Origin of the sequence: Streptomyces syringium (assembly GCF_017876625.1) — a bacterium.
In the GTDB taxonomy this organism is placed as follows: domain Bacteria; phylum Actinomycetota; class Actinomycetes; order Streptomycetales; family Streptomycetaceae; genus Streptomyces; species Streptomyces syringius.
This window is the reverse complement of the sequence record NZ_JAGIOH010000001.1, coordinates 5785835-5804509: the sequence shown is the minus strand read 5'-3', so window position 1 is coordinate 5804509 and position 18675 is coordinate 5785835. Positions and strand designations below refer to the sequence as shown.

The following is an 18675-nucleotide window of genomic DNA, read 5'->3' as shown; positions in this document are numbered from 1 at the left end:
CGCGGGACGACGGACGGGGCGAGCGGAAGGTTCAGCCCAACTGGGGCTGGACCTGTGAGGAAATCAGCTCCAGCTGGTCGAGGTCGTCGAGGTCCAGGATCTGGAAGTAGATCCGGGACGAGCCGATCGCCGCGTACCGGCCGATCTTGTCGACCACCTCGGCCGGCGACCCCGCCAGCCCGTTCGCCTTGAGTTCGGCCACCTCCCGGCCGATGACCGCCGCCCGCCGCGCCACCTCGGCGTCGTCCTTGCCGACACAGGCCACCAGGGCGTTGGAGTAGACCAGCTCCTCACCCTTGCGGCCGATCACCTCGGCGGCCGCCCGCACCCGGCCGAACTGCCGCTCGCTGTCCTCGATGGAGGCGAAGGGGATGTTGAACTCGTCGGCGTACTTCGCGGCGAGCCTCGGCGTACGGGTCGCACCGTGGCCACCGATGAGCACCGGCACCTTGGGCTGGGCGGGCTTGGGCAGCGCCGGGGAGTCGGCGAGCTGGTAGTAGGTGCCGTCGAACGTGAACGTCTTGCCCTGCCCCGTCTCCCAGAGCCCCGTGATGATCTCCAGCTGCTCCTCCAGCCGTCCGAATTTCTCCTTCGGGAACGGGATGCCGTACGCCCGGTGCTCCTCCTCGAACCAGCCCGCGCCCAGCCCCAACTCGACCCGTCCGCCCGACATCTGGTCGACCTGCGCCACCTGGATGGCGAGCACCCCGGGCAGTCGGAAGGTGCCGGCGGTCATCAGCGTGCCCAGCCGGATCCGGCTGGTCTCACGGGCGAGGCCCGCGAGGGTGATCCAGGCGTCGGTCGGCCCGGGCAGCCCGTCGGCGGAGCCCATGGCCAGATAGTGGTCGGACCGGAAGAAGGCGTCGAAGCCGAGGTCCTCAGTGGCCTTGGCGACGGTGAGCAAGGTCTCATAGCTCGCCCCTTGCTGGGGCTCGGTGAAGATGCGCAGATCCATGCCTCCATCCTGCACTCCCGGGCCCGCGTCAACCGCCCGCCACCTCCTGAGCCCCACCCTCCCCAGTCGGGTGAAATTCCGTCACGCCCGCCGGGCGGTGCGGCACCCGCCAGTGTCCGGCGCGCCCAGTGATCGTTGGCTCGGGCGGAGCCGGACCGCCCGGCCCGCGCACCGGTGTCCGCCGCCGGGGGCGACGATCGCGACACCGCCCGCCCGCATCGGGCGAGCCGGGGCCGAGGAGGCCGCGATGACCCAGGAAACCGTGCCCGACGAGGCACCACCGCCACAGGCCGCTCCACAGCCGCAAGGCCCACCCAAGGGCCTGCTGCAGCAGATGGAGGAACTGATGGCGGCGCTGAACGCCGATCTGTCGCAGCTCGACGCCGAACTCCAGTCCTCCGGCGAGCGCCCCTCGGCAGATTGACCGCGGGCGCTGCGGTCGCCCAGGTCGCTGCTGTCGCTGATGTTGCTGAGCTCGCCGGGTGAGTGGCATGCTCCGGCCGATACGTGCGGCACCCCGGCCGCGGACACGATCGGCCGTCCGGTGGACGACCCGGCCGACGACCGTGGCACCCGTCCCGCCCACTGACCTCGGGGAGCCGTGGGCGGACCGCAGTGCGCCGTACCCGACGACCTCCTCACGGCTTCCGTGATCGTTGACGTCGCGCATCATGCCGCCCCTCCTCGCTCCCTCAGCGCGAGCCGCCTTTGCAGGCCGCGCACCCGGTCACTCGTCTCGTCGGCGGCGTCTATCGCCTCGATGCACTGCCAGTACAGGCCGTCCTCCTCGGAGGCGCAGGCGACGCCGACCAGCGCTATGCCCACCTCGCCGAGGAGTCCGCCCAGCGCCGTCAACGTCGCCCAGGGGTCCCGTACTTCGGACAGCTGCGCCGCCCGTAAGCCTCCCTCGCGCGCCGCGCCCTGGCGCAGCGCGCCGTAGGCCCGGCTTCCCGCCTCGCTCAGACCGCCGGCCGCCGCACGAGCCTCGAAGGGCCCGTGCACCGCGAGATGACCACCGATCGCTTCCGCAAGTGCCTGTGTCTGCCATGCCTCGATGACGATGTCCTGCACCGCCCTGGCCTGCGCCAAGGCGAGCCGGGTGGCTCTGATGAGCCGCATTGCCTCCATGCCCGGTCCCCCACTTTCCCGACTGCCCGCTCCTCACTACCCAGAGTGATGACTAACCGCCGGAAAAGCCAGGGGAATTCAGAAATCTGTGGATACCAGATGCGCTGTGGATATCTCAATCACTCCGGAGAGTGACGAGGACCGTCGTCCGCCCGTGATCCCGCCGTCGAACCCTCCACCGGGAACCGGCTCTCATTGCGGTCGATCTTCGCGGAGAGCGCCGCCAGCGGGTCGATCCCGAGGACCTCGCAGAACTGCAACAGATAGGCCAGGACGTCCGCGACCTCGTCCTCCACCCGACCCGCCGTCTCGGGGGCGTCCATCACCCGCGCCGACTGCTCCGGCGTCAGCCACTGGAAGATCTCCACCAGTTCTGACGCCTCGACGCTGAGCGCTGCGGCGAGATTCTTGGGGGTGTGGAAGGGCTGCCAGTCGCGCGCCGCGGCGAACGCGGCCAGCCTCTGCTGCAAGGTCTTGAGATCTTCGGTCACGGCCCCAGGTCTACCACCGACGCTCCCACCGCCCGCGCCGCCTCCTCCCCCACCGCTCCGCGCACCGTGCCCACCAGCCGAATGTGCCCCCGCTCGCACATGCGCGCCGCCAGCCCCACCAGTTCCCGCGCCTGCCGCTCGTCCAGGCACCGGTCGAGCCCGTCCGCCAGCACCGTCAGCGTCTGCAGCGCCGGCAGCACCTCGGCCACCTGGTCGACGGCCAGCACTCCGGGCCCGGTCAACAGGACGAGGGAGAGGGCCAGATAGCGCAGCTCCCCGTCCGCCAGCCGCTCCAGGGGCGTCGTCGCACCCGCTTTCCGCGCCAGCACAGCCCGTAAGAAGCCGCCGTCCAATTCCTCGACCGTCAGCCCTTCGACCGGCCCCCGGCAACCCGCGCCGGCCGCGGTGACCAGCAGCCCGTGCCGGATGGCGCACTCGTGGCGGGTGCGCCCCAGGACCGCCGCGACGTTGTCGCAGGCACCCCGCAGCATCCCGTCGCGGGCGGCGGCCGGCATGCGCATCAGCTCCGGCCGGGGGTCGCAGGGGAAGACGGACCGCAACGCGACCACCACCTGCTCGGCCGCGTCGAGGACCAGCCGCTGGCCCGCGGTCTTGCCCGCGACCCGCAGGGGTAGCAGCGAGGTGCCGAGCCTGTCGTCCGGCAGCGGCGCGCGGGTGACGGGCACCGCGCCCGCGGTGTGCCAGACGGCCTCGACCGTCCGCAGCCCCGGATCGCGCAGCGCGGTGGACAGCAGGGTCTCCCCGAAACCGGTCAGCCGCTCACCGACGACCCGCAGCACGGGTTCGGCCTGTACGGCCACGTCAAGCCGGACGGGGCCCGCCGGGCCCGTAACGGTGCAGCCGATCCGGAAGCCGCGCCGCCCTTGGGCATCGGGCCGGGCCTGCTGCGGCACACACGCGGAAGGGCCACCGGCCACCGGGGCGAGGGCCTCTTCGAGCGTGTCGCCACCCGCGAGCCGCGCGAGGACTTCGTAGCCCTGGAGGGCATTGGATTTGCCGCTGCCGCTCCCTCCTCTGAAGAGGGTCAGCGGTCCGAGCGGGAAGACGGCGTTGCGATGCGACTTGAAGGCGGACAACCGCAGTTCGGTGACCGCGGGCCGCTGAGGAAGCCGAGAAGCCTGCTGAGGAACCTGAGGGGACTCAGATAGTTGCTGAGGGAGCTGAGAAGCCTGTGGAAGCTGAGAAGGGGGGCCTGCGGCCGGTCGGGCACAGCTTGCGTCCATGCCCGGACCGTATGCGGCTACCGGTCAGCCAAACCGTTTCATCTGATCACTTTTCCTACGATCGGGGTATCCCGATGCCACCTCGGTCCCCTCGGGGGCCAACAGGAAGACATTGGTATCGACACGGTGCATGCCGCTGCCCAGGCCGAAGACCACGCCGCTGGAGAAGTCGAGAATCCGCTTGGCGACGTCGGAGTCGGCGCTGGTGAGGTCCAGCAGCACCGGAACCCGCGCGATCAGATACTCGGCGACCTCACGCGCGTCCGCGAAGATCTGGACACGCAGAACGACGAGCTGACGCCGATTCGGCTCCGGCTCCTCCTCGGGCAGCGCCCGATGATTGGGCCAGGACGGCCATGCGTGATGACCGCGCAACGGGACGACCTCGGCCAGGCCCTCCCACTGCTCGTCTGTGGCCTCGGACCTGTTCACCGGACCACCCCTCCGGGGAACGTGCTGGCTATGTACATCCCACAATCCTAGGGACAATCGCGAGCCACTACGCCGAATGACACGCACGGGTCCCGCCTTCGGCGGCGAATCGGGACATGGCGGGGATCACGTGGTGACGGAAGGGGCGGGGTGTGGGGCGATGGCCGCCAGCCCCGCGTCGAGCACCCGACCTGCTCCGCGAATGGCGAACAGAGGAGCGACCGAGCCGTGGCCGCAGGGCGCGCTCGGGACCACCACCCCTGCTCGGGCCGCCTTCCTCAGTCGAAGGAACCCGGTTCAGCAACCGCAAACAAGCCTGCGCGTACGTCCTGGGTGGGGCTCGTGCGTCAAAACGAGCGTCGTGAGCCGAGGCCCCAGGCGCGCGGCAGCGTGCACCGCTACGCTCGTCAGCTACAAAACCGCCGCCAGAACCCAACTCGGTCTGCCGTTACACGACACATAGAGCCCGTCCCGGGCGCGAGTACAGGCCACGAACAACAGACAACGCTCTGTCAAGAGGTCTACCTCATGCTGGAGGCGATCGACGTCGGATGGAGTCACCGCTTGAGGGAACGGTCAAGCTCCGTCGTGCACCCCAACGACAGCGACGCATCGGAACTCCAGGCCCTTGAACGCATGCATCGTGCCGATGCTGATGACGTCCGAAGAACCTGGGTAATTCCGCGCAAGCGGACAGCCGGGATGCCGGCCGCTGTGAGAGACCTACCACGTCCCCGTCGGAGAGCTTTGCGAAGAGTCGCTCCTCATGGACGGGCGCGATGCGCTCGTAGGCCGGGGTGAGCTCGTCAAGCATGCCACGTCGCGGATCTCGACAGCCTGGCGACCGTGTTGACGCTCGCCTTCTGTTTGATCGCCCAGGCGATGGCCTTGTCGTGCGGCATCACCCAGAGCAGGACGTCGATGTCCCCACTCTCGGGGGCGAGTACGACGCCGCGGGTGCTCTGGTCGATGCGGATGTACGGATGCGCGGATCGCGAGCCTACTTGAGGGTCTCCAGTTTCAGGCCTGGCCCCTTGAACCACTGGTCCAGGGTGAGCGCTCGAACTTCTCCCAGGCATCGAAGTCGCCTTGTCTTACCGAGCCCTGGAGCTTGCTGAGCTGAGCGCAGAAAGCGATGTCGAAGGCAAGCCGGGGCATTGGGGTGCTTCTCCTCACTCAGGTTCCAGGGAGCACCACAGTCGCGCCCCGCTGGCTTTCGTCAGTCGTGTGCGGAAACGGTCGGCTCGTCCTCGTCTGGGGCTTCGAGTTCGCCGAGGATCCGCCAGGCCAGGTCGGCAAGGGTTTCACCAGTGGCGGTGACCCAGCGGGCGGTGCCCTGATTGGCCACGGGCCGCTCTTTCCATTCGGCCAGCTCCCACATCCGGGTGATGAGGCCGGACGGCGAGTACTGCTTACCGTCGGCAGCCCAGAGGATCGGCTTGCTGCGGTGATTGACCCAGGTGGCAAGGCTACGTTTCTGATTCCCTGCCAGCCAGTCCCGGAGGGCATCGGCCTCAAGTGGATAGGCCGTGGTGACGGTGAGTGGGGCGCCCTCTTCGAGTACTCCCTTGTCGACGAGGACGTGAACGGCGTTGGGACGGCGGGGCTTACGCTGCGCCGGTACGCGACGGTACTTATCCGGCTTCGGCCTGGCCTCCGGCACGGCGGTTGCCCTGAGCACTCGGTCGACCACTTCCCGACAGCGGGTGACGTCAGCGCACACCGCCTGGATCCGCGAACGCTCGGTGTACAGCTCATCGATCGCGGCAGCGACCGCGGGCAGCAGCTCCGCGACCAAGGCAGGAACCCGCTCCGCCGCCCCTGCCGCCCACTCCAGTGTGGGGTCCGGCTCGTCGATGGCTTCGGTGTTGAGACGACAGAAAACAAGATGGGAGATCAGATACACACCGTGCTCAGTGAGTGCAGCGCCTCGCCCAGCGTAACGGGAGCGAAGCTGGTGCAGGCTCCGCCGTATGGCCCGCAGGACCTGCACAGCGTTCCACAGGAGGTAGGCACCCGGCTGGGGCCGGAACAGTACGTCGTAGATGCCTTGCGAGCCGCGTTCCCACAGGACGTCCAACGTGGTGGCCATCCGCGCGGCGTACTGGCTGTCTGGGTGAGCGCAGGCAAGCGCGCACGCCGCTTCAACTACGGAACATCCAGTCTCCTCGGGTGGATCCAACTCACTGCGGCGGACGCTGTATTCCAGCCCGAGCTCCGCCCGCATCTCCTCCAGGATTGCTGCCTGGACGGGATCGAGGGCAATGAAGTCGCGGGGCCCTACACTGTTCTGGCGGTTCGTGGCCTGAGTGGTCTTCTTGGCGAAATCCTCCCGCTTACCAGTGACAATAATGCGTACGCCGATCTGTGCTTCAGCAGCGGTCACGCCGGCCGCCATGGCCTCGGCGACGGACCTCACGGTCTGCGCACCGTTGACCACGCTGGCATTGTGCAGGGTCAGGGTCAGCGGCCGGTGCTGCGGCGCGAGCATGCTCTGATGAGCCGTGTCGGCCGCGTCGCACAGCACAGTGATTCCGTTGTTGAAGTACCAGAAGCTGGCCGGTTCCTGGGTCAGGGTCTCGATCAGAGCATTGTTGATCGCAGTGCGGCCGAGCGGGTTGCGAATATTCAGGTTGAAGAGGTTCGAACCGCTCTTGGCCCATTCGGCAATCTCTTCCGCCATGACAATGCCCTGATAAGACACGTACGGGGAGGTGATACCGAACCACGGGAAAAGTGTGGCACTGAGCTCGACCGGCTCTGGTGCGAGGTCCTTGCGCACGGACGCCCAGACCTCCGGCGCCAGGATGATCTTGTGGTCGAGGCGAGCACCATAGCGGTTGAACGGCTGCTCCCCCGTGAGTAGGGCCTGGCGGAATCCCTCACCCGGCTCTTCGGGGCGCATGAGAACGACGACCTGGGTGACAGGCACTGGCCCCTGATCCATAACAGACTTGGCGTACTCCGCCAGCTGGCGGCCCCGGGGATTGAAAGGGGCGAAGTCCTCGTCGTCGATGAGCCGTAGGCCGGCAAAGAGTTCGAGTACCGCCTTCCGGTCTGCCGCCGCTTTGCCTTCCGAGCTCCACTTACCCTGTACCAGGTACACATGCGGCTTGAGCCCGCCCACTACCGCAATGGCGTCGATACCCTGGTCCGCGTGCCCGTCGATGACGGTGGCAGCGGCCTCCGCAGGGCTGAAGCCCGTGACCATCCGCACCGCCTGGGCCGTCAATGCCCGGGAAATCAGCCGCGGTTTCCGCTGACTCTCCGGCATCCCATCGAGATCCCCGAGCTCCAACAGGTGACCGTAAATGTTCTCCAGAGCATTGCCGACCTGGCGCACCTGGGTTTCCATGTTCGGCATGGCTCCAGTGGCCTGCTTGGCGTTCATCTTCGTTCCCCTCCCACCGGTCGTCGGCCCGGCCGGTTCACGCACCCGGCCTGCTGTGCCGACCGTCTTGATCGTGCCACGTCGAGGCCGGTCAGGCGCCCGGCTCGTCCAGGTCGAGACGGATCAGCGTCAGCGCCTCGCGATCTCGGCGGTCATCCCGTCGTCCGGCCCGACGACCACGCACAGGTCCTCGTGAAACGGTTCCAGGATGTGCCGGGCTTCGCCCGACCTCCCCTGCGCGGCAGCAGCATTCCGATGTCGCGACGCAGTTCGACGGCCTCTTCACTGAAGTCACCGTCGACGGACCGTACGACACACCAAGGGTGCCCCGGATCGCAGCGAGCACCTCGGTGGCCTGGCCCAGTTCGGCGCGGCAGCGCGCGGCCTGGGCCCGGGCAGACGCGGGCCTGTTCGCTGGTGGGGCCGTTGATCCGGCCGTAGGCACCGACGAGCGCGTCGAACTCAGGCAGGGCGTTCCGGTAGTCGCCGCCCAGCAGCCGGATCGCGGCACGCTGGAGGTCACAGCTCCAAGACCTGCCGGCTCTCGGAGCCGAGCGCTCGGGTGGCCGGTGCGTGTGACGCACCGGGCGGTGGGAGGGTCCAGTGCGGCCGGGACAAGAGCCCAGGCAGCGCCAACCTCCACTCTCTGCACATCCCGGGGTCGGGCGGCGCTAGACCGCCCCCGGAGCAGCGAGCACCGAGGCTAGGATGTCCATGCTTGTCGATCAAGGGAGTGCCGTGGGGGGCATAGCGAGGCCCGAGCTGCTGCCGGGCTGCGAGGTACCGGCCCGTTACAGGGAACCGAGCGCGTTCGTCACCACCTGCCTGGTCCGCCTCGCCGACGACTCGATCGGCGACAACTGGCGCGTCAGCAGCCTGCAAGCATGTATGCTCCGCGGCGGTTCGGCGATGGCAGCGGCATCGTTCATGCTGAAGGCCGCAGGCCCTTGGCGCGTCGACCTACAGCGCATCGCCAGGGAGTCCAGGGTTGGCATCGACCGCCCGGACTTCACCGCCGCGGAGCACATTGTCGGACTCTGCTTTGTCGCAGGCACCAAGGGCCTTCCTGCCGGACTACGTCACCGGGCAGCGGACACCCTGGTACACCATGCCGACAAGGCAGGCTACGCGGAAGCACGAAGCCTGCTACCCAAGAACGGCTGGGGATGGCTTGCGGAGGCCGTTCGCGAGGGGTGGGCCGTGTGGACGGCGCACCTATTCCTCGCCGACGAGACCGCCATCCTCACCACGCGTGTGAAGGTCGGCCTGGCACTCGCCGAACACGATCACCCCGTCGGGTACGTGCCCGAGTCCCTCGAACAACTCGTTGCCCACCCAGATACCCCGAGCGCAGACCGCCTGGCTTTGGCGGCGGCCGTGGCACGGCGAGCTCCGCACGACAGCGTGGGCCTGCTCCGGGGTGTCGCGTCGGACCCACTCGTCCAAGCAGGACATCGCATGGCAGCCATCGAGCTATTGGACGGGATCAACCCCGCGAAGGCCGAGGAGATGCGCGCTTTACAGACGCGTCTGCCGTCCGGCCGAGCCGCTCGTGCCCAGCACCGAAAGGCCACAGAGCGTGCAGAGCAGGAGGCAGCAGCTCGGAGGGACCGGGAGACTCCCGACGCCGTAGTGATGCGGCTCGAGTCCAGGATCGAGGAAATCCTCGAGGACCTGGACGGCCGCGGCTCAGCGGACTGGTTAGCCGACGGGTTGGACAACCACATCGCGGAGTCGGACTGGGAGGGTGTCGCCCAAGATGTCGCCGATATCTGCGGGGTTGCCCGCGGTAAGGACCTCGCATCCTGCCTTGACCTGCTGGAGGTTCTCACCCTGATCAGGTACGGCGTCCACACGAATCTGCCCCCCGATGTCACCGACCTCGATGCAGTAGGTGGTGATAGCGTCCCCCGGCTGACTTCAGAAGAACTGGAAGAGTACGCTCGCGCGGAGGGGGAGCGAGAATGGCGCTTCTGGCAGCAGCTTGTGGAGCGGCACGGCTGGAACGAAGACCGGCTCGGGGAGCTCGACGACCAGATGACGGAAGTGAACCGGAATCTGAGCGACTCAATCTGTCAGAAAACCGGCGATCACCTGCGCGAACTACAGGAGCACCTTGTATGGGAGCTGTGGCCTGCCTTGACGAGTGCGGCGAGGGAACGCGACTACCCCACCGCTCGCAGACACGCAGCGAGCGCACGGCTCCTCGCGGACGAGGCCGAGCGCGCCGAAGCCCTATGGCGGGAAACGACAGTCCGCTCCTACTCTTTCGACCCGCTGACCTTGTCCTGGCCTCGTGATCTCTGGCTCGTCTTCGAGGAATGGTGCAGTGGCTGGCAGTGAGCAGGAACGGAGTGAGCGTTCCCGCCACACGCGACGCGGTGACGAGCCCAGCAGCAAGACAAGCCACCTCGCAACAATCCTCTCTCGCGTCGGCACTTGGCACGGCCCCTCAACCACCGGCTGCGCGGCGGCCGGATAGTCAATCGAGCGCCATGACCGACGACCAGGCCTGCCGAACGGGTTTTACCCCAGTGGCAGGCTCCCGGGCAGAGTTCATTCCATGCTCACCGCTTGCCATTGGTGGAGGGGCCACCAGTGCGGTAACCCCCAAGCCCCCAGAGGCCAGGCCGCAGTCCGTCCTCGATCTCGGCAACATCCTTACTGCCCTCAAACGCATCCGGTACGTCTCGAACGCTCGCCGGAACGGCCTTGAGCCAAGCCTGACCGGAATGCCTTTCACGTGCCCGTCTAAGCCCGAGGCCCGCTATGCGGGGTGGCTGGCGCCGCGTAGCAAGGGCGGGCTGAGCAGCCACGCACTTCCCCGGCTATAGAGGGCGGCTGGACGACCGGTGGGGGGCAGCCGCTGTTCCCCTGTGGGTTTCACGAACCCCGCGGTGTTGAGCACTTTGCGGCGGAAGTTGCTCGGATCCAGATGCTGCCCCCAGATCACTTCATAGACAGTGCGCAGCTCGCTCAGGGTGAACGACTCTCCGCAGAAGACTGTGGCGACAGCGGTGTACTCCAGCTTCCTACGGATCTCCTCCAGGGCATCCGTGAGGATGATCAAGTGATCGAACGCCAGCTCCCCCGCACCTTCCGCCAGTTCTGACACAGGGGCCCAGTAGGCACGCTCGGCGTCGGTACCACCCACAGGAACGGGAAGATCCGGCCCCAGGGCGAGATAGGCGATGGTGACTACCCTTCCCCTCGGGTCGCGTCGAGGATCTCCGTAGGCACCGAGCTGCTCCAAGTGCAGTCGGCTGCCGTCGATCCCGGCCTCCTCCCAGAGTTCACGCAGCGCCCCCTCACGCAAGGTCTCGTCCTTCTGGACGTAGCCACCAGGCAGTGCGGGCCGACCGCGGAAGGGCTCCAGCCCGCGCTCGATCAGGAGCACCATCAACTGATCGCCCCTGACAGTGAAGATCGCCAAGTCCACCGTCACCCACGATGCCTCCACTTCAGTGGAGTCTTTCAGCCACTCATCCACCAGAGCCCCTAAAGGTCGTATTGACTTAAACACCCTCGGCACTTATGGTCCCACAGACCATAACCTTACGAGGCAAGGGCAGGGCATGATCACTTCCGATGTGCCACCGGCCAAGGAAGCGACCGGCGAACCCAGCGCCGCCACCCGTCACTTATGCACCGGCGTGTACGTGGACGAACGATTTCGCGACCTCGTGATCGACAAGGTTTGCACCGCACCGCACCGCAGGGTCGCCCCGTCTTACGGGTTCGACATCGTTCCCGTCATGCACCATGCGTGGCGGGCGGCCGCGCTGAATGCGCTCCTCCGCATGACACTGGTAGGGGCAGCGGTTACCCCAGCTGTCGCGGGTGCCCTGCCCACCAGCATCCTCGTCATCTGCGGCCTCGCCTTCCTATGGCTACTCCGCCTCACCATGGTGCTCCGGAAGGTCGACTGGGAACCGCGGCCGAGGCAGAAGCCCAAGCGCCGCGGACTGGGGCCTGCACGAGGCCGTCGGCACCCCTTCAGGCCGTTTCCCCCCCGAAGGCATTCCGAGAAGGGACGTGCACTCAGACGCATCGGTGCCGCCGCGCTCTCCCTGGCGCTGACCGGCCTGACCGTCGCGCTTGCCCATCCGGGCCACGCCACGATGGCCCTCCAAGTGGCCGCAGGAATCATGCTCATGTGCCTCAGCATCGGCGCCGCACGTCAGCTGGTGCTCGACCACATCTTGCGTGCGTCATCTCTTAGGCCCACACGCCTGTCCGGCCGGCAACGAGCGGCGGACTTACAGCAGCGTCACGTCTGTGCCGTATACCGCCGCCCCCGTCACAGCGAGGACGAGGGCGAGGACGAGGACGACCTCACCATGTTCACGCTCTTCGGGGACGAGTCGCCATTCATCGGGGCGGGCGAACTCGTCTACCAGTGGAACCCACCGATGAGTATCCAGTTGCTGCGCCCCGGCAACGACGAGGCACCGCTCCATGAACGCGAACACCCCGTACCCCCCTTTCAAGCACACGAACTGGTCGAATACCTGCGCGAGGCTGTTCAGCTCCTGGACAGCGACAGCCAGGAAGTCCGGCTTCCCACACAGGTCCGCGACCGCATCTACGTAGCCGAGACCGATGTGGCAGTAGATCGCTCACTCCTTCCGCAGGAGTTCGACGAGGCCGACCTGCGCGACATCATCAACACGCCTGGCACCAAGCAACACCACTTCCTCGAAGTCGTTACCCCCACAGCGGGGTCGGAGTTCGTCGCGACCGTCATGTTGCACGTCAGCCTGCAGGGACGCACTTTGATGATCTCTACAGCAGCATGCGTCCTCGCCCACACGCCGAGATCCTTCCAGCAGACGGAGGAATTCGGTCACCACGGAGCCATGGCCGTCATCTGGGCAGCGTTCCGCGAGCTGGCCGCGCTGCCTTTGGAAATCCAGAACTCATGGCGGATCGCCCGCTACTTCTACACCCTGAGCAAGGCCGCCGTACTCCCTCGCGACCTCACCTCTATACCGATCCGCAACGTCTTGATCGGCAGCCGAATAAGCGTACGAGAGAGATCAGCCCAAACATGGTCCAAGATCCAGCTGGAGAAGAGCGACATCCTGGGCCGAATGAAGACGATCGAGAGGCGGCTACTCCGGGCTGCCAGCGACTTCCTGCACGCCAGGGATGTGGACATATCCGAGTTCAATGACCGCGCACTCAAGATCATCAACAGTGGCATCTTCAACTTCGGCGACAACAACAACTTCAACAACAACGCCGTCGGCAACGAAGCTCAGGTCGGCGTCTCTGCGAACCAGCCGACAGGCTCGAACCCCAACAGTGGAGGACATCAGTGATCACCAATCGAGGCATCGTCAGTCACGGCGACAACAACAACTTCAGTAACAACGCCGTCGGAGATAATGCCCATGTCTCCACAGCCACCCCTTACTTCAACACGGGCACTCCCGCCGCCGAACGGTCCGCTATATGGGACGTCGGAGTAGTCACAATCCTGAGCGAGGAACTGCGCTCTGTCGTAGACGAGTTAAAATTGGAGCGCCACAAAGAACCTAGCGGACTATATTTCTATCGAGGCGAACACACCACACCGGAATCGACCATCCGCATCGTGGCCACTCAGAGCCAGAGCCAGGGGCAGCGATCGGCGATGGCCGCCCTGGAGAACCTGCGTCGCCACTACGACCCGCGTCTGTGGGCCCTGGTCGGTGTGGGTGGCGGCATCCACGACGAGCACGCCCGCATCGGCAACGTCATCATCTCCACTGACATCGTCTACTACGAGAATCGCAAGATCAATCCGCGAGGGGCAGTTCGTCGACGCGGGGAGCATCGACAGTCGCCGGCGCCAGTCGTCCATGCGGTGAACGCCTTCTTTACCGATCACGGAACCCCAGCACGCGTACACGGTCAGCTCACTGCGAACGCCTCGGATGAATTCGAGGTCTACCCGGGAGTGATCGGGTCAGGTGAAGCAGTCATCGCCGACCGCGAGAGCGAAATCCGAAGCTACCTCACGAACTATCACGAGAAGGTTCTGGCGGTTGATATGGAAGCCGGAGGACTGAGTCAATACTGGCAGGAGAATTCCTTCCATGGCGCAATCAACCCTGGATGGATCGTCATCCGAGGAGTATCCGACAACGCCGATGAGAAGAAAGGCCACGGATATCACGAACTCGCAGCCCGAAACGCCGCGCACATCCTACGGCGACTCCTATCATACCTCTGTTGATCACGAATCAAACAGTCAGGATCACCCCAACCACAGGGAGATGACTCGCATGACTGATTTCCTGTTCGGGATACTCAGTTCTCTGGCAGCCAGCATCATCGTGCTCGTCCTCGGCCTTCTACGCGGCTCACGCCCACTGTGGTGGCTGATCGCCGCCTGCTCTTGGTGTACCGGCACAGGACTCGGCCGCGTGTACCGTCATCAGTCGGCCACCGAGCAGGACATCTCACGTGACCTGAGCCGGGCTCGCTGGATCAAGGTCCTGGCAGGGCGCGGAAACGTGCTCACCCGCGAGGTCTTCTCCCCCCTATGGTCGGGTGAGCTATCCCCGGATTCCATTCAGGTCCTACTGCCCGACCATCGCACCCAAGGTGACTCCTGGCTTGACCGGCGCTCGCACGACGTGCGCCGGTTCGATTCCGGCTTCACCCCGGCCCTGCTCAGGAACCAGGTCCGGACGAACATGGCTTACCTGACCCGCGCCACCCGCTCACAACGCAACTTCGAGCTTCGCAACTTCAACCTGCCCAACACGTGCCGCGTGATCGCAACGGACCGGGCTGCCTACCTCACCTTCTACAGCAGCTCCGCTCACGGCAGGAACTCCCCGTGCCTGTACGCCCGGGCGCCCGGACTCCTGTACTCCATCGCTCTTCAGCAGTTCGATGCAGCCTGGATGAACAGCTCTCCCGCACTCCCGGCATCCCAGCCCTGACGCCACCCCAGCAAGTGCCAACCCCCACCACCCCCAAGCTTCCTGCGCCGGCACCAGATCGCCATAACGGCACGCTGGTCCCGGTGGGTGACCGGAAGGTCGGTGCCTCCGTACAGAACCACCGGTTCCCGGCGTCCATGCAGGGCACCATCGACGCCGACACCAAACTCGCAATCGCTGCTCACACGGTATCTGACAACACTGTGGACGCGAGACGCGAAGCAACTCCGACCTGCTCCAGCGGAAGCAATGGTGTGACCGCGGAGTCGGCAGAAACAGTGGCGCGTGCATCGACGGCGACGGGAGAAGCGCCAAGCCGACCGGCAGGCTGCAGGAGGACATCGAGGAGAACGGCCCTCGCACGGCAGACAATCCCAGGTACCCACCTGGCCCAGGCCTGGACGGGGCGTTCGCCCGGAGGCGGTACGGAGATGACTGATCGACCGACCTGCTAGACGCTGAGGACGGCCAGCTGTCGCCCCATCAGGGCGAGCATCAAATGAGAACGGGCGTCATCTCAGCGTCGAGACAACGCCCGTAGCCCACTTCACGCCCGCCCGGAGGCCCGGCTCACGCCTCCTTCGCCACCGGCTTCAGGATCGCCACGCACTCCACGTGGTGCGTCATCGGGAAGAAGTCGAACGCCCGGAGCTTGACCGGCTTGTAGCCCTCTTCCGCGAAGTACGCCAGGTCGCGGGCCAGGGCTGCCGGGTCGCAGGCCACGTAGGCGATGCGGCGGGCGCCGAGGGAGGCGAGGTGGCGGACCGTCTGCTTGCCGGCGCCCGCGCGGGGCGGGTCGAGGACGATGAGGTCGGCTTCCTCGATGCGGGTGCGGGGCAGGACCTGCTCGACCTTGCCCTGCTCGATGCGGACCCGGTCCAGGTCCTTCAGGTTGTGGCGGGCGTCCTCCACCGCGCGCTTGCCGGACTCGATGCCGAGCACCGCGCCCTTGTCGCCGATGCGCTCGGCGAGCGCGCCCGCGAAGAGGCCGACGCCGCAGTAGAGGTCGAGGGCCATGTCGCCCTTGCGGGGCATCAGGCCCTGCATGACGGCCTTCACCAGCATGTCCGCCGCCTGCGGGTGGACCTGCCAGAAGCCGCCCTCGCCGACGCGGTAGGTGCGGCCGTCGGCGCGCTCGCGGACGAAGGCGCGGCCGTGGACGGGGTGGACCTGCTTGTCCTTCTCGCCGATGCGCAGGACCGAGACCGGCTTGTCGAGCTCGACGATCGGGAGGCGGCCGCCCGGCCTCGGGGTGAGGACCACCTGGCGGTCGCCGGAGCCGGAGGCGGCGATGGCCTCGACGGAGGCCATCTGCGGCCACTCGCGCTTCTCGATGCCCAGCTCCGTGACGCCCGGGGCGGCGATCAGGCAGCGGTCGATGACCTCGACCTCGTGCGAGCGGTGCTTGCGCAGTCCCGCGTGGCCCTCGGCGTCGACCGCGTACTGCACGCGGGTGCGCCAGGCGGGGACCTCGCCGGCCGGGAGCTTGTCGCCGTCGGCCGGCACGACCGTGCCGTCCCAGCCCGCTTCCTCGGGGGTCAGGCCCGCGAGGCGCATCAGCTGCTCGGCGATGACCTCGCCCTTGAGGCGGCGCTGGGCGCCGGGCTTGGCGTGCTGCCAGTCGCAGCCGCCGCACTTGCCGGGGCCCGAGAAGGGGCACGGGGCCTCGACGCGGTCCTTCGAGGCCTCCAGGACCTGGACCGCGTCCGCGCGCAGGAAGCGGGACGTCGACTCGCCCTCCGTCACCCGGGCGACGACCCGCTCGCCGGGGAGCGCGTGCCGGACGAACAGGACCCGGCCCGCGTCCGTGCGGGCGACGCAGTGGCCGCCGTGGGCGACGGGGCCCACCTCGACCTCGTACTCGTGGCCGACCAGCGATGCTTCGGTCTCGTGCTGCATGGCGGGTCGACTCCAGAGGACTCAAAAGGGGTGAGGGGGACAGCCTTCGAGTCTACGTCCCACCTCACCCCACCGACGACCGCGCTGCTCCGTCGCGGCGCGCTACTTCTTCGTGGCGGCCTTTTCCCGCTTCGGCTGCGCGACCGGGCCGCGGCGCACCGAACCCGGGGCGTTCCACTCGGCGCGCTTGCGGGCCCGTCGCTTGGCGGCCTCGGAGGAGTCGAGCTGCCAGGGCACCGAGGTGACCATCACGCCGGGCGTGAAGAGCAGCCGGCCCTTCAGGCGCAGCGCGCTCTGGTTGTGCAGCAGGTGCTCGTACCAGTGGCCGACCACGTATTCGGGGATGTAGACGCTGACCACGTCGCGCGGGCTTTCCTTCCGCAGCCGCTTGACGTAGTCGATGATCGGCCGGGTGATCTCACGGTAGGGCGAGTCGAGGACCTTCAGGGGGACGTCGAGGCCACGGCGCGACCATTCCTCGTGCAGCGCCTTGGTCTCGGTGGCGTCGACGCTGATGGTCAGGGCCTCGAGGGTGTCGGAGCGCATGAGCTTGGCGTAGGCCAGGGCCCGCAGGGTCGGCTTGTGGATCTTGGAGACGAGGACGATGGAGTGCACCCGGGAGGGGCGCACGGCCTCTTCGCCGGGCTCGTCCTCGACGGCGATCTCCTCGGCGACCCGGTCGTAGTGCTTACGGATCGCGGTCATGGTGGCGTAGAAGATCACCATGCCGAGCAGGGCGACCCACGCGCCGTGGGTGAACTTCGTCAGCAGCACCACGACGAGGACCAGGCCGGTGAAGAAGGCGCCGAAGGTGTTGATCGCGCGGGAGCGGACCATGCGGCGGCGCTCGGCCGGGTCGGTCTCGGCGGCCAGGTGGCGGTTCCAGTGCCGGACCATGCCGATCTGGCTGAGGGTGAAGGAGACGAAGACGCCGACGATGTAGAGCTGGATGAGGCGGGTGGAGTCGGCCCCGTAGATGACGACGAGTATCGCGGCGGCCCCGGAGAGCAGCACGATGCCGTTGGAGAACGCGAGGCGGTCGCCGCGGGTGTGCAGCTGGCGCGGCAGGTAGCGGTCCTGGGCGAGGATCGAGCCGAGCAGCGGGAAGCCGTTGTAGGCGGTGTTCGCGGCCAGGAAGAGCACGAGGGCGGTGGCGGCGGCGAGCACGATGAAGAGGAACGAGCCGTTGCCGAAGACCGCCTCGGCGACCTGCGAGATCACCGGGTTCTGGGTGTAGTCGTCGCCGACCGGCTTGCCGTCCTTGAGCAGGTCGGTGGCCGGGTTCTCGGCCATCCGCACCTTGGTGACCATGGCCAGGGCGATGATGCCGCAGAACATGGTGACGGCGAGGCCGCCCATGAGCGCGAGCGTCGTCGCGGCGTTCTTGCTCTTGGGCTTGCGGAAGGCGGGCACGCCGTTGCTGATGGCCTCGACACCGGTGAGGGCGGCACAGCCGGAGGAGAAGGCGCGCAGCAGCAGGAAGACGAGGGCGAAGCCCGCGAGTCCCTGGTGTTCGGCGTGGATGGTGTAGTCGGCGGTGGGTGCCTTCATGGTGTCGCCCATGAACGCCCCGCGGACGATGCCCCAGGCGATCATCAGGAAGACACCGCCGACGAAGACGTACGTCGGAATGGCGAAGAGCTTGCCGGACTCCTTGACGCCGCGCAGGTTCATCAGCGTGAGCAGCACGATGACGCCGACGGCGCAGGCCGTCTTGTGCTCGATGACGAAGGGGATGGCGGAGCCGAGGTTCTCGATTCCGGAGGAGATCGAGACCGCGACGGTCAGGACGTAGTCGACGAGCAGGGCGCTGGCGACGGTCAGTCCGGCCTTGGGGCCCAGGTTGGTGTTGGCGACCTCGTAGTCGCCGCCGCCGCTGGGGTAGGCGTGCACGTTCTGGCGGTACGAGGCGACCACCGTGAACATCAGCACCACGACCGCGACCGCGATCCATGGACTGAAGTGGTAGGCCGACACGCCTGCCACGGAGAGGACGAGCAGCACTTCGCCCGGCGCGTACGCCACCGAGGACAGCGGGTCGGAGGCGAAGACGGGGAGGGCGATGCGCTTGGGGAGGAGTGTCTCCCCCAGCTTGTTGCTGTGCAGCGCCCGGCCGATAAGGATCCGTTTGGGCAGGTCGGTCAGTTTGGACACGCAGAGGATCGTATGCGCTCGCTCTGGGGTGCGCCCACCCGCC

General features: G+C 67.1%; 14 protein-coding genes and 1 pseudogene. 5 read left to right on the top strand and 10 right to left on the bottom strand.

Features of this window, described 5'->3' with window-relative positions; translation table 11 throughout:
- Positions 1-31: 31 nt before the first annotated feature.
- Positions 32-955 carry an LLM class F420-dependent oxidoreductase gene (locus JO379_RS25895; protein ID WP_130881741.1) on the bottom strand — a complete coding sequence of 308 codons (924 nt, stop codon included), beginning with the start codon at positions 953-955 and terminating at the stop codon, positions 32-34.
- A 247-nt stretch (positions 956-1202) separates the two neighbouring features.
- On the opposite strand from JO379_RS25895, the gene JO379_RS25890 reads away from it, so the two are divergent.
- Positions 1203-1379, top strand: a complete 177-nt coding sequence (locus JO379_RS25890) for a hypothetical protein (RefSeq protein WP_165451688.1) — start codon at positions 1203-1205, stop codon at positions 1377-1379.
- 245 nt (positions 1380-1624) lie between these two features.
- On the opposite strand, the gene JO379_RS25885 is transcribed toward JO379_RS25890, so the two are convergent.
- From JO379_RS25885 to JO379_RS25865, 6 genes and pseudogenes are all read right to left on the bottom strand, one after another.
- Positions 1625-2083 (bottom strand): DUF6099 family protein, encoded by a 459-nt coding sequence (locus JO379_RS25885; protein ID WP_209517161.1) that lies wholly within the window; start codon positions 2081-2083, stop codon positions 1625-1627.
- A gap of 119 nt (positions 2084-2202) precedes the next feature.
- Positions 2203-2574, bottom strand: coding sequence for a nucleotide pyrophosphohydrolase (locus JO379_RS25880; protein WP_130881743.1), 372 nt, complete (start codon positions 2572-2574; stop codon positions 2203-2205).
- Positions 2571-3818 carry an AAA family ATPase gene (locus JO379_RS25875; protein ID WP_245381555.1) on the bottom strand — a complete coding sequence of 416 codons (1248 nt, stop codon included), beginning with the start codon at positions 3816-3818 and terminating at the stop codon, positions 2571-2573. The genes JO379_RS25880 and JO379_RS25875 overlap by 4 nt, the downstream gene beginning before the upstream one ends.
- Before the next feature lie 24 nt (positions 3819-3842).
- The gene (locus JO379_RS25870; protein ID WP_130881744.1) at positions 3843-4250 is read right to left on the bottom strand and encodes a cell division protein SepF; all 408 of its coding nucleotides are present in this window, start codon (positions 4248-4250) and stop codon (positions 3843-3845) included.
- Positions 4251-4968: 718 nt separating this feature from the next.
- Positions 4969-5408 (bottom strand): annotated as a pseudogene (locus JO379_RS34225) (DNA helicase UvrD); the annotation flags it as partial.
- Between the two features lie 61 nt (positions 5409-5469).
- Positions 5470-7641, bottom strand: a complete 2172-nt coding sequence (locus JO379_RS25865) for an AIPR family protein (protein ID WP_209517159.1) — start codon at positions 7639-7641, stop codon at positions 5470-5472.
- Positions 7642-8349: 708 nt separating this feature from the next.
- Between JO379_RS25865 and JO379_RS25860 the strand changes: the two genes are divergently transcribed.
- Entirely contained in the window at positions 8350-9984 is a 1635-nt protein-coding gene (locus JO379_RS25860) for a hypothetical protein (RefSeq protein WP_209517157.1), read from the top strand.
- A gap of 424 nt (positions 9985-10408) precedes the next feature.
- Here the strand turns inward: JO379_RS25860 and JO379_RS25855 are convergent, their stop codons facing one another.
- Entirely contained in the window at positions 10409-11131 is a 723-nt protein-coding gene (locus JO379_RS25855; RefSeq protein ID WP_209517155.1) for an NUDIX hydrolase, read from the bottom strand.
- 85 nt (positions 11132-11216) lie between these two features.
- On the opposite strand from JO379_RS25855, the gene JO379_RS25850 reads away from it, so the two are divergent.
- Genes JO379_RS25850 through JO379_RS25840 form a run of 3 tightly spaced genes read left to right on the top strand, consistent with a single transcriptional unit; the run spans position 11217 to position 14579 of the window.
- The gene (locus JO379_RS25850) at positions 11217-12965 is read left to right on the top strand and encodes an AbeC-like domain-containing protein (RefSeq protein ID WP_245381554.1); all 1749 of its coding nucleotides are present in this window, start codon (positions 11217-11219) and stop codon (positions 12963-12965) included.
- On the top strand, positions 12962-13864 hold the full coding sequence (locus tag JO379_RS25845; RefSeq protein ID WP_209517153.1) for a 5'-methylthioadenosine/S-adenosylhomocysteine nucleosidase family protein: 903 nt from the start codon (positions 12962-12964) through the stop codon (positions 13862-13864). The genes JO379_RS25850 and JO379_RS25845 overlap by 4 nt, the downstream gene beginning before the upstream one ends.
- Before the next feature lie 49 nt (positions 13865-13913).
- Complete coding sequence (locus JO379_RS25840) at positions 13914-14579, top strand: hypothetical protein (protein WP_209517151.1); 666 nt, start codon at positions 13914-13916, stop codon at positions 14577-14579.
- 570 nt (positions 14580-15149) lie between these two features.
- Here the strand turns inward: JO379_RS25840 and JO379_RS25835 are convergent.
- Together JO379_RS25835 and JO379_RS25830 are read right to left on the bottom strand one after the other, a co-directional pair.
- A complete protein-coding gene (locus tag JO379_RS25835; protein ID WP_130881745.1) occupies positions 15150-16478 on the bottom strand; it encodes a class I SAM-dependent RNA methyltransferase in 1329 nt (442 codons plus the stop codon).
- A 102-nt stretch (positions 16479-16580) separates the two neighbouring features.
- Positions 16581-18632: an APC family permease gene (locus JO379_RS25830; RefSeq protein WP_130881746.1), complete on the bottom strand. Its 2052-nt coding sequence runs from the start codon at positions 18630-18632 to the stop codon at positions 16581-16583.
- Positions 18633-18675: the final 43 nt, after the last annotated feature.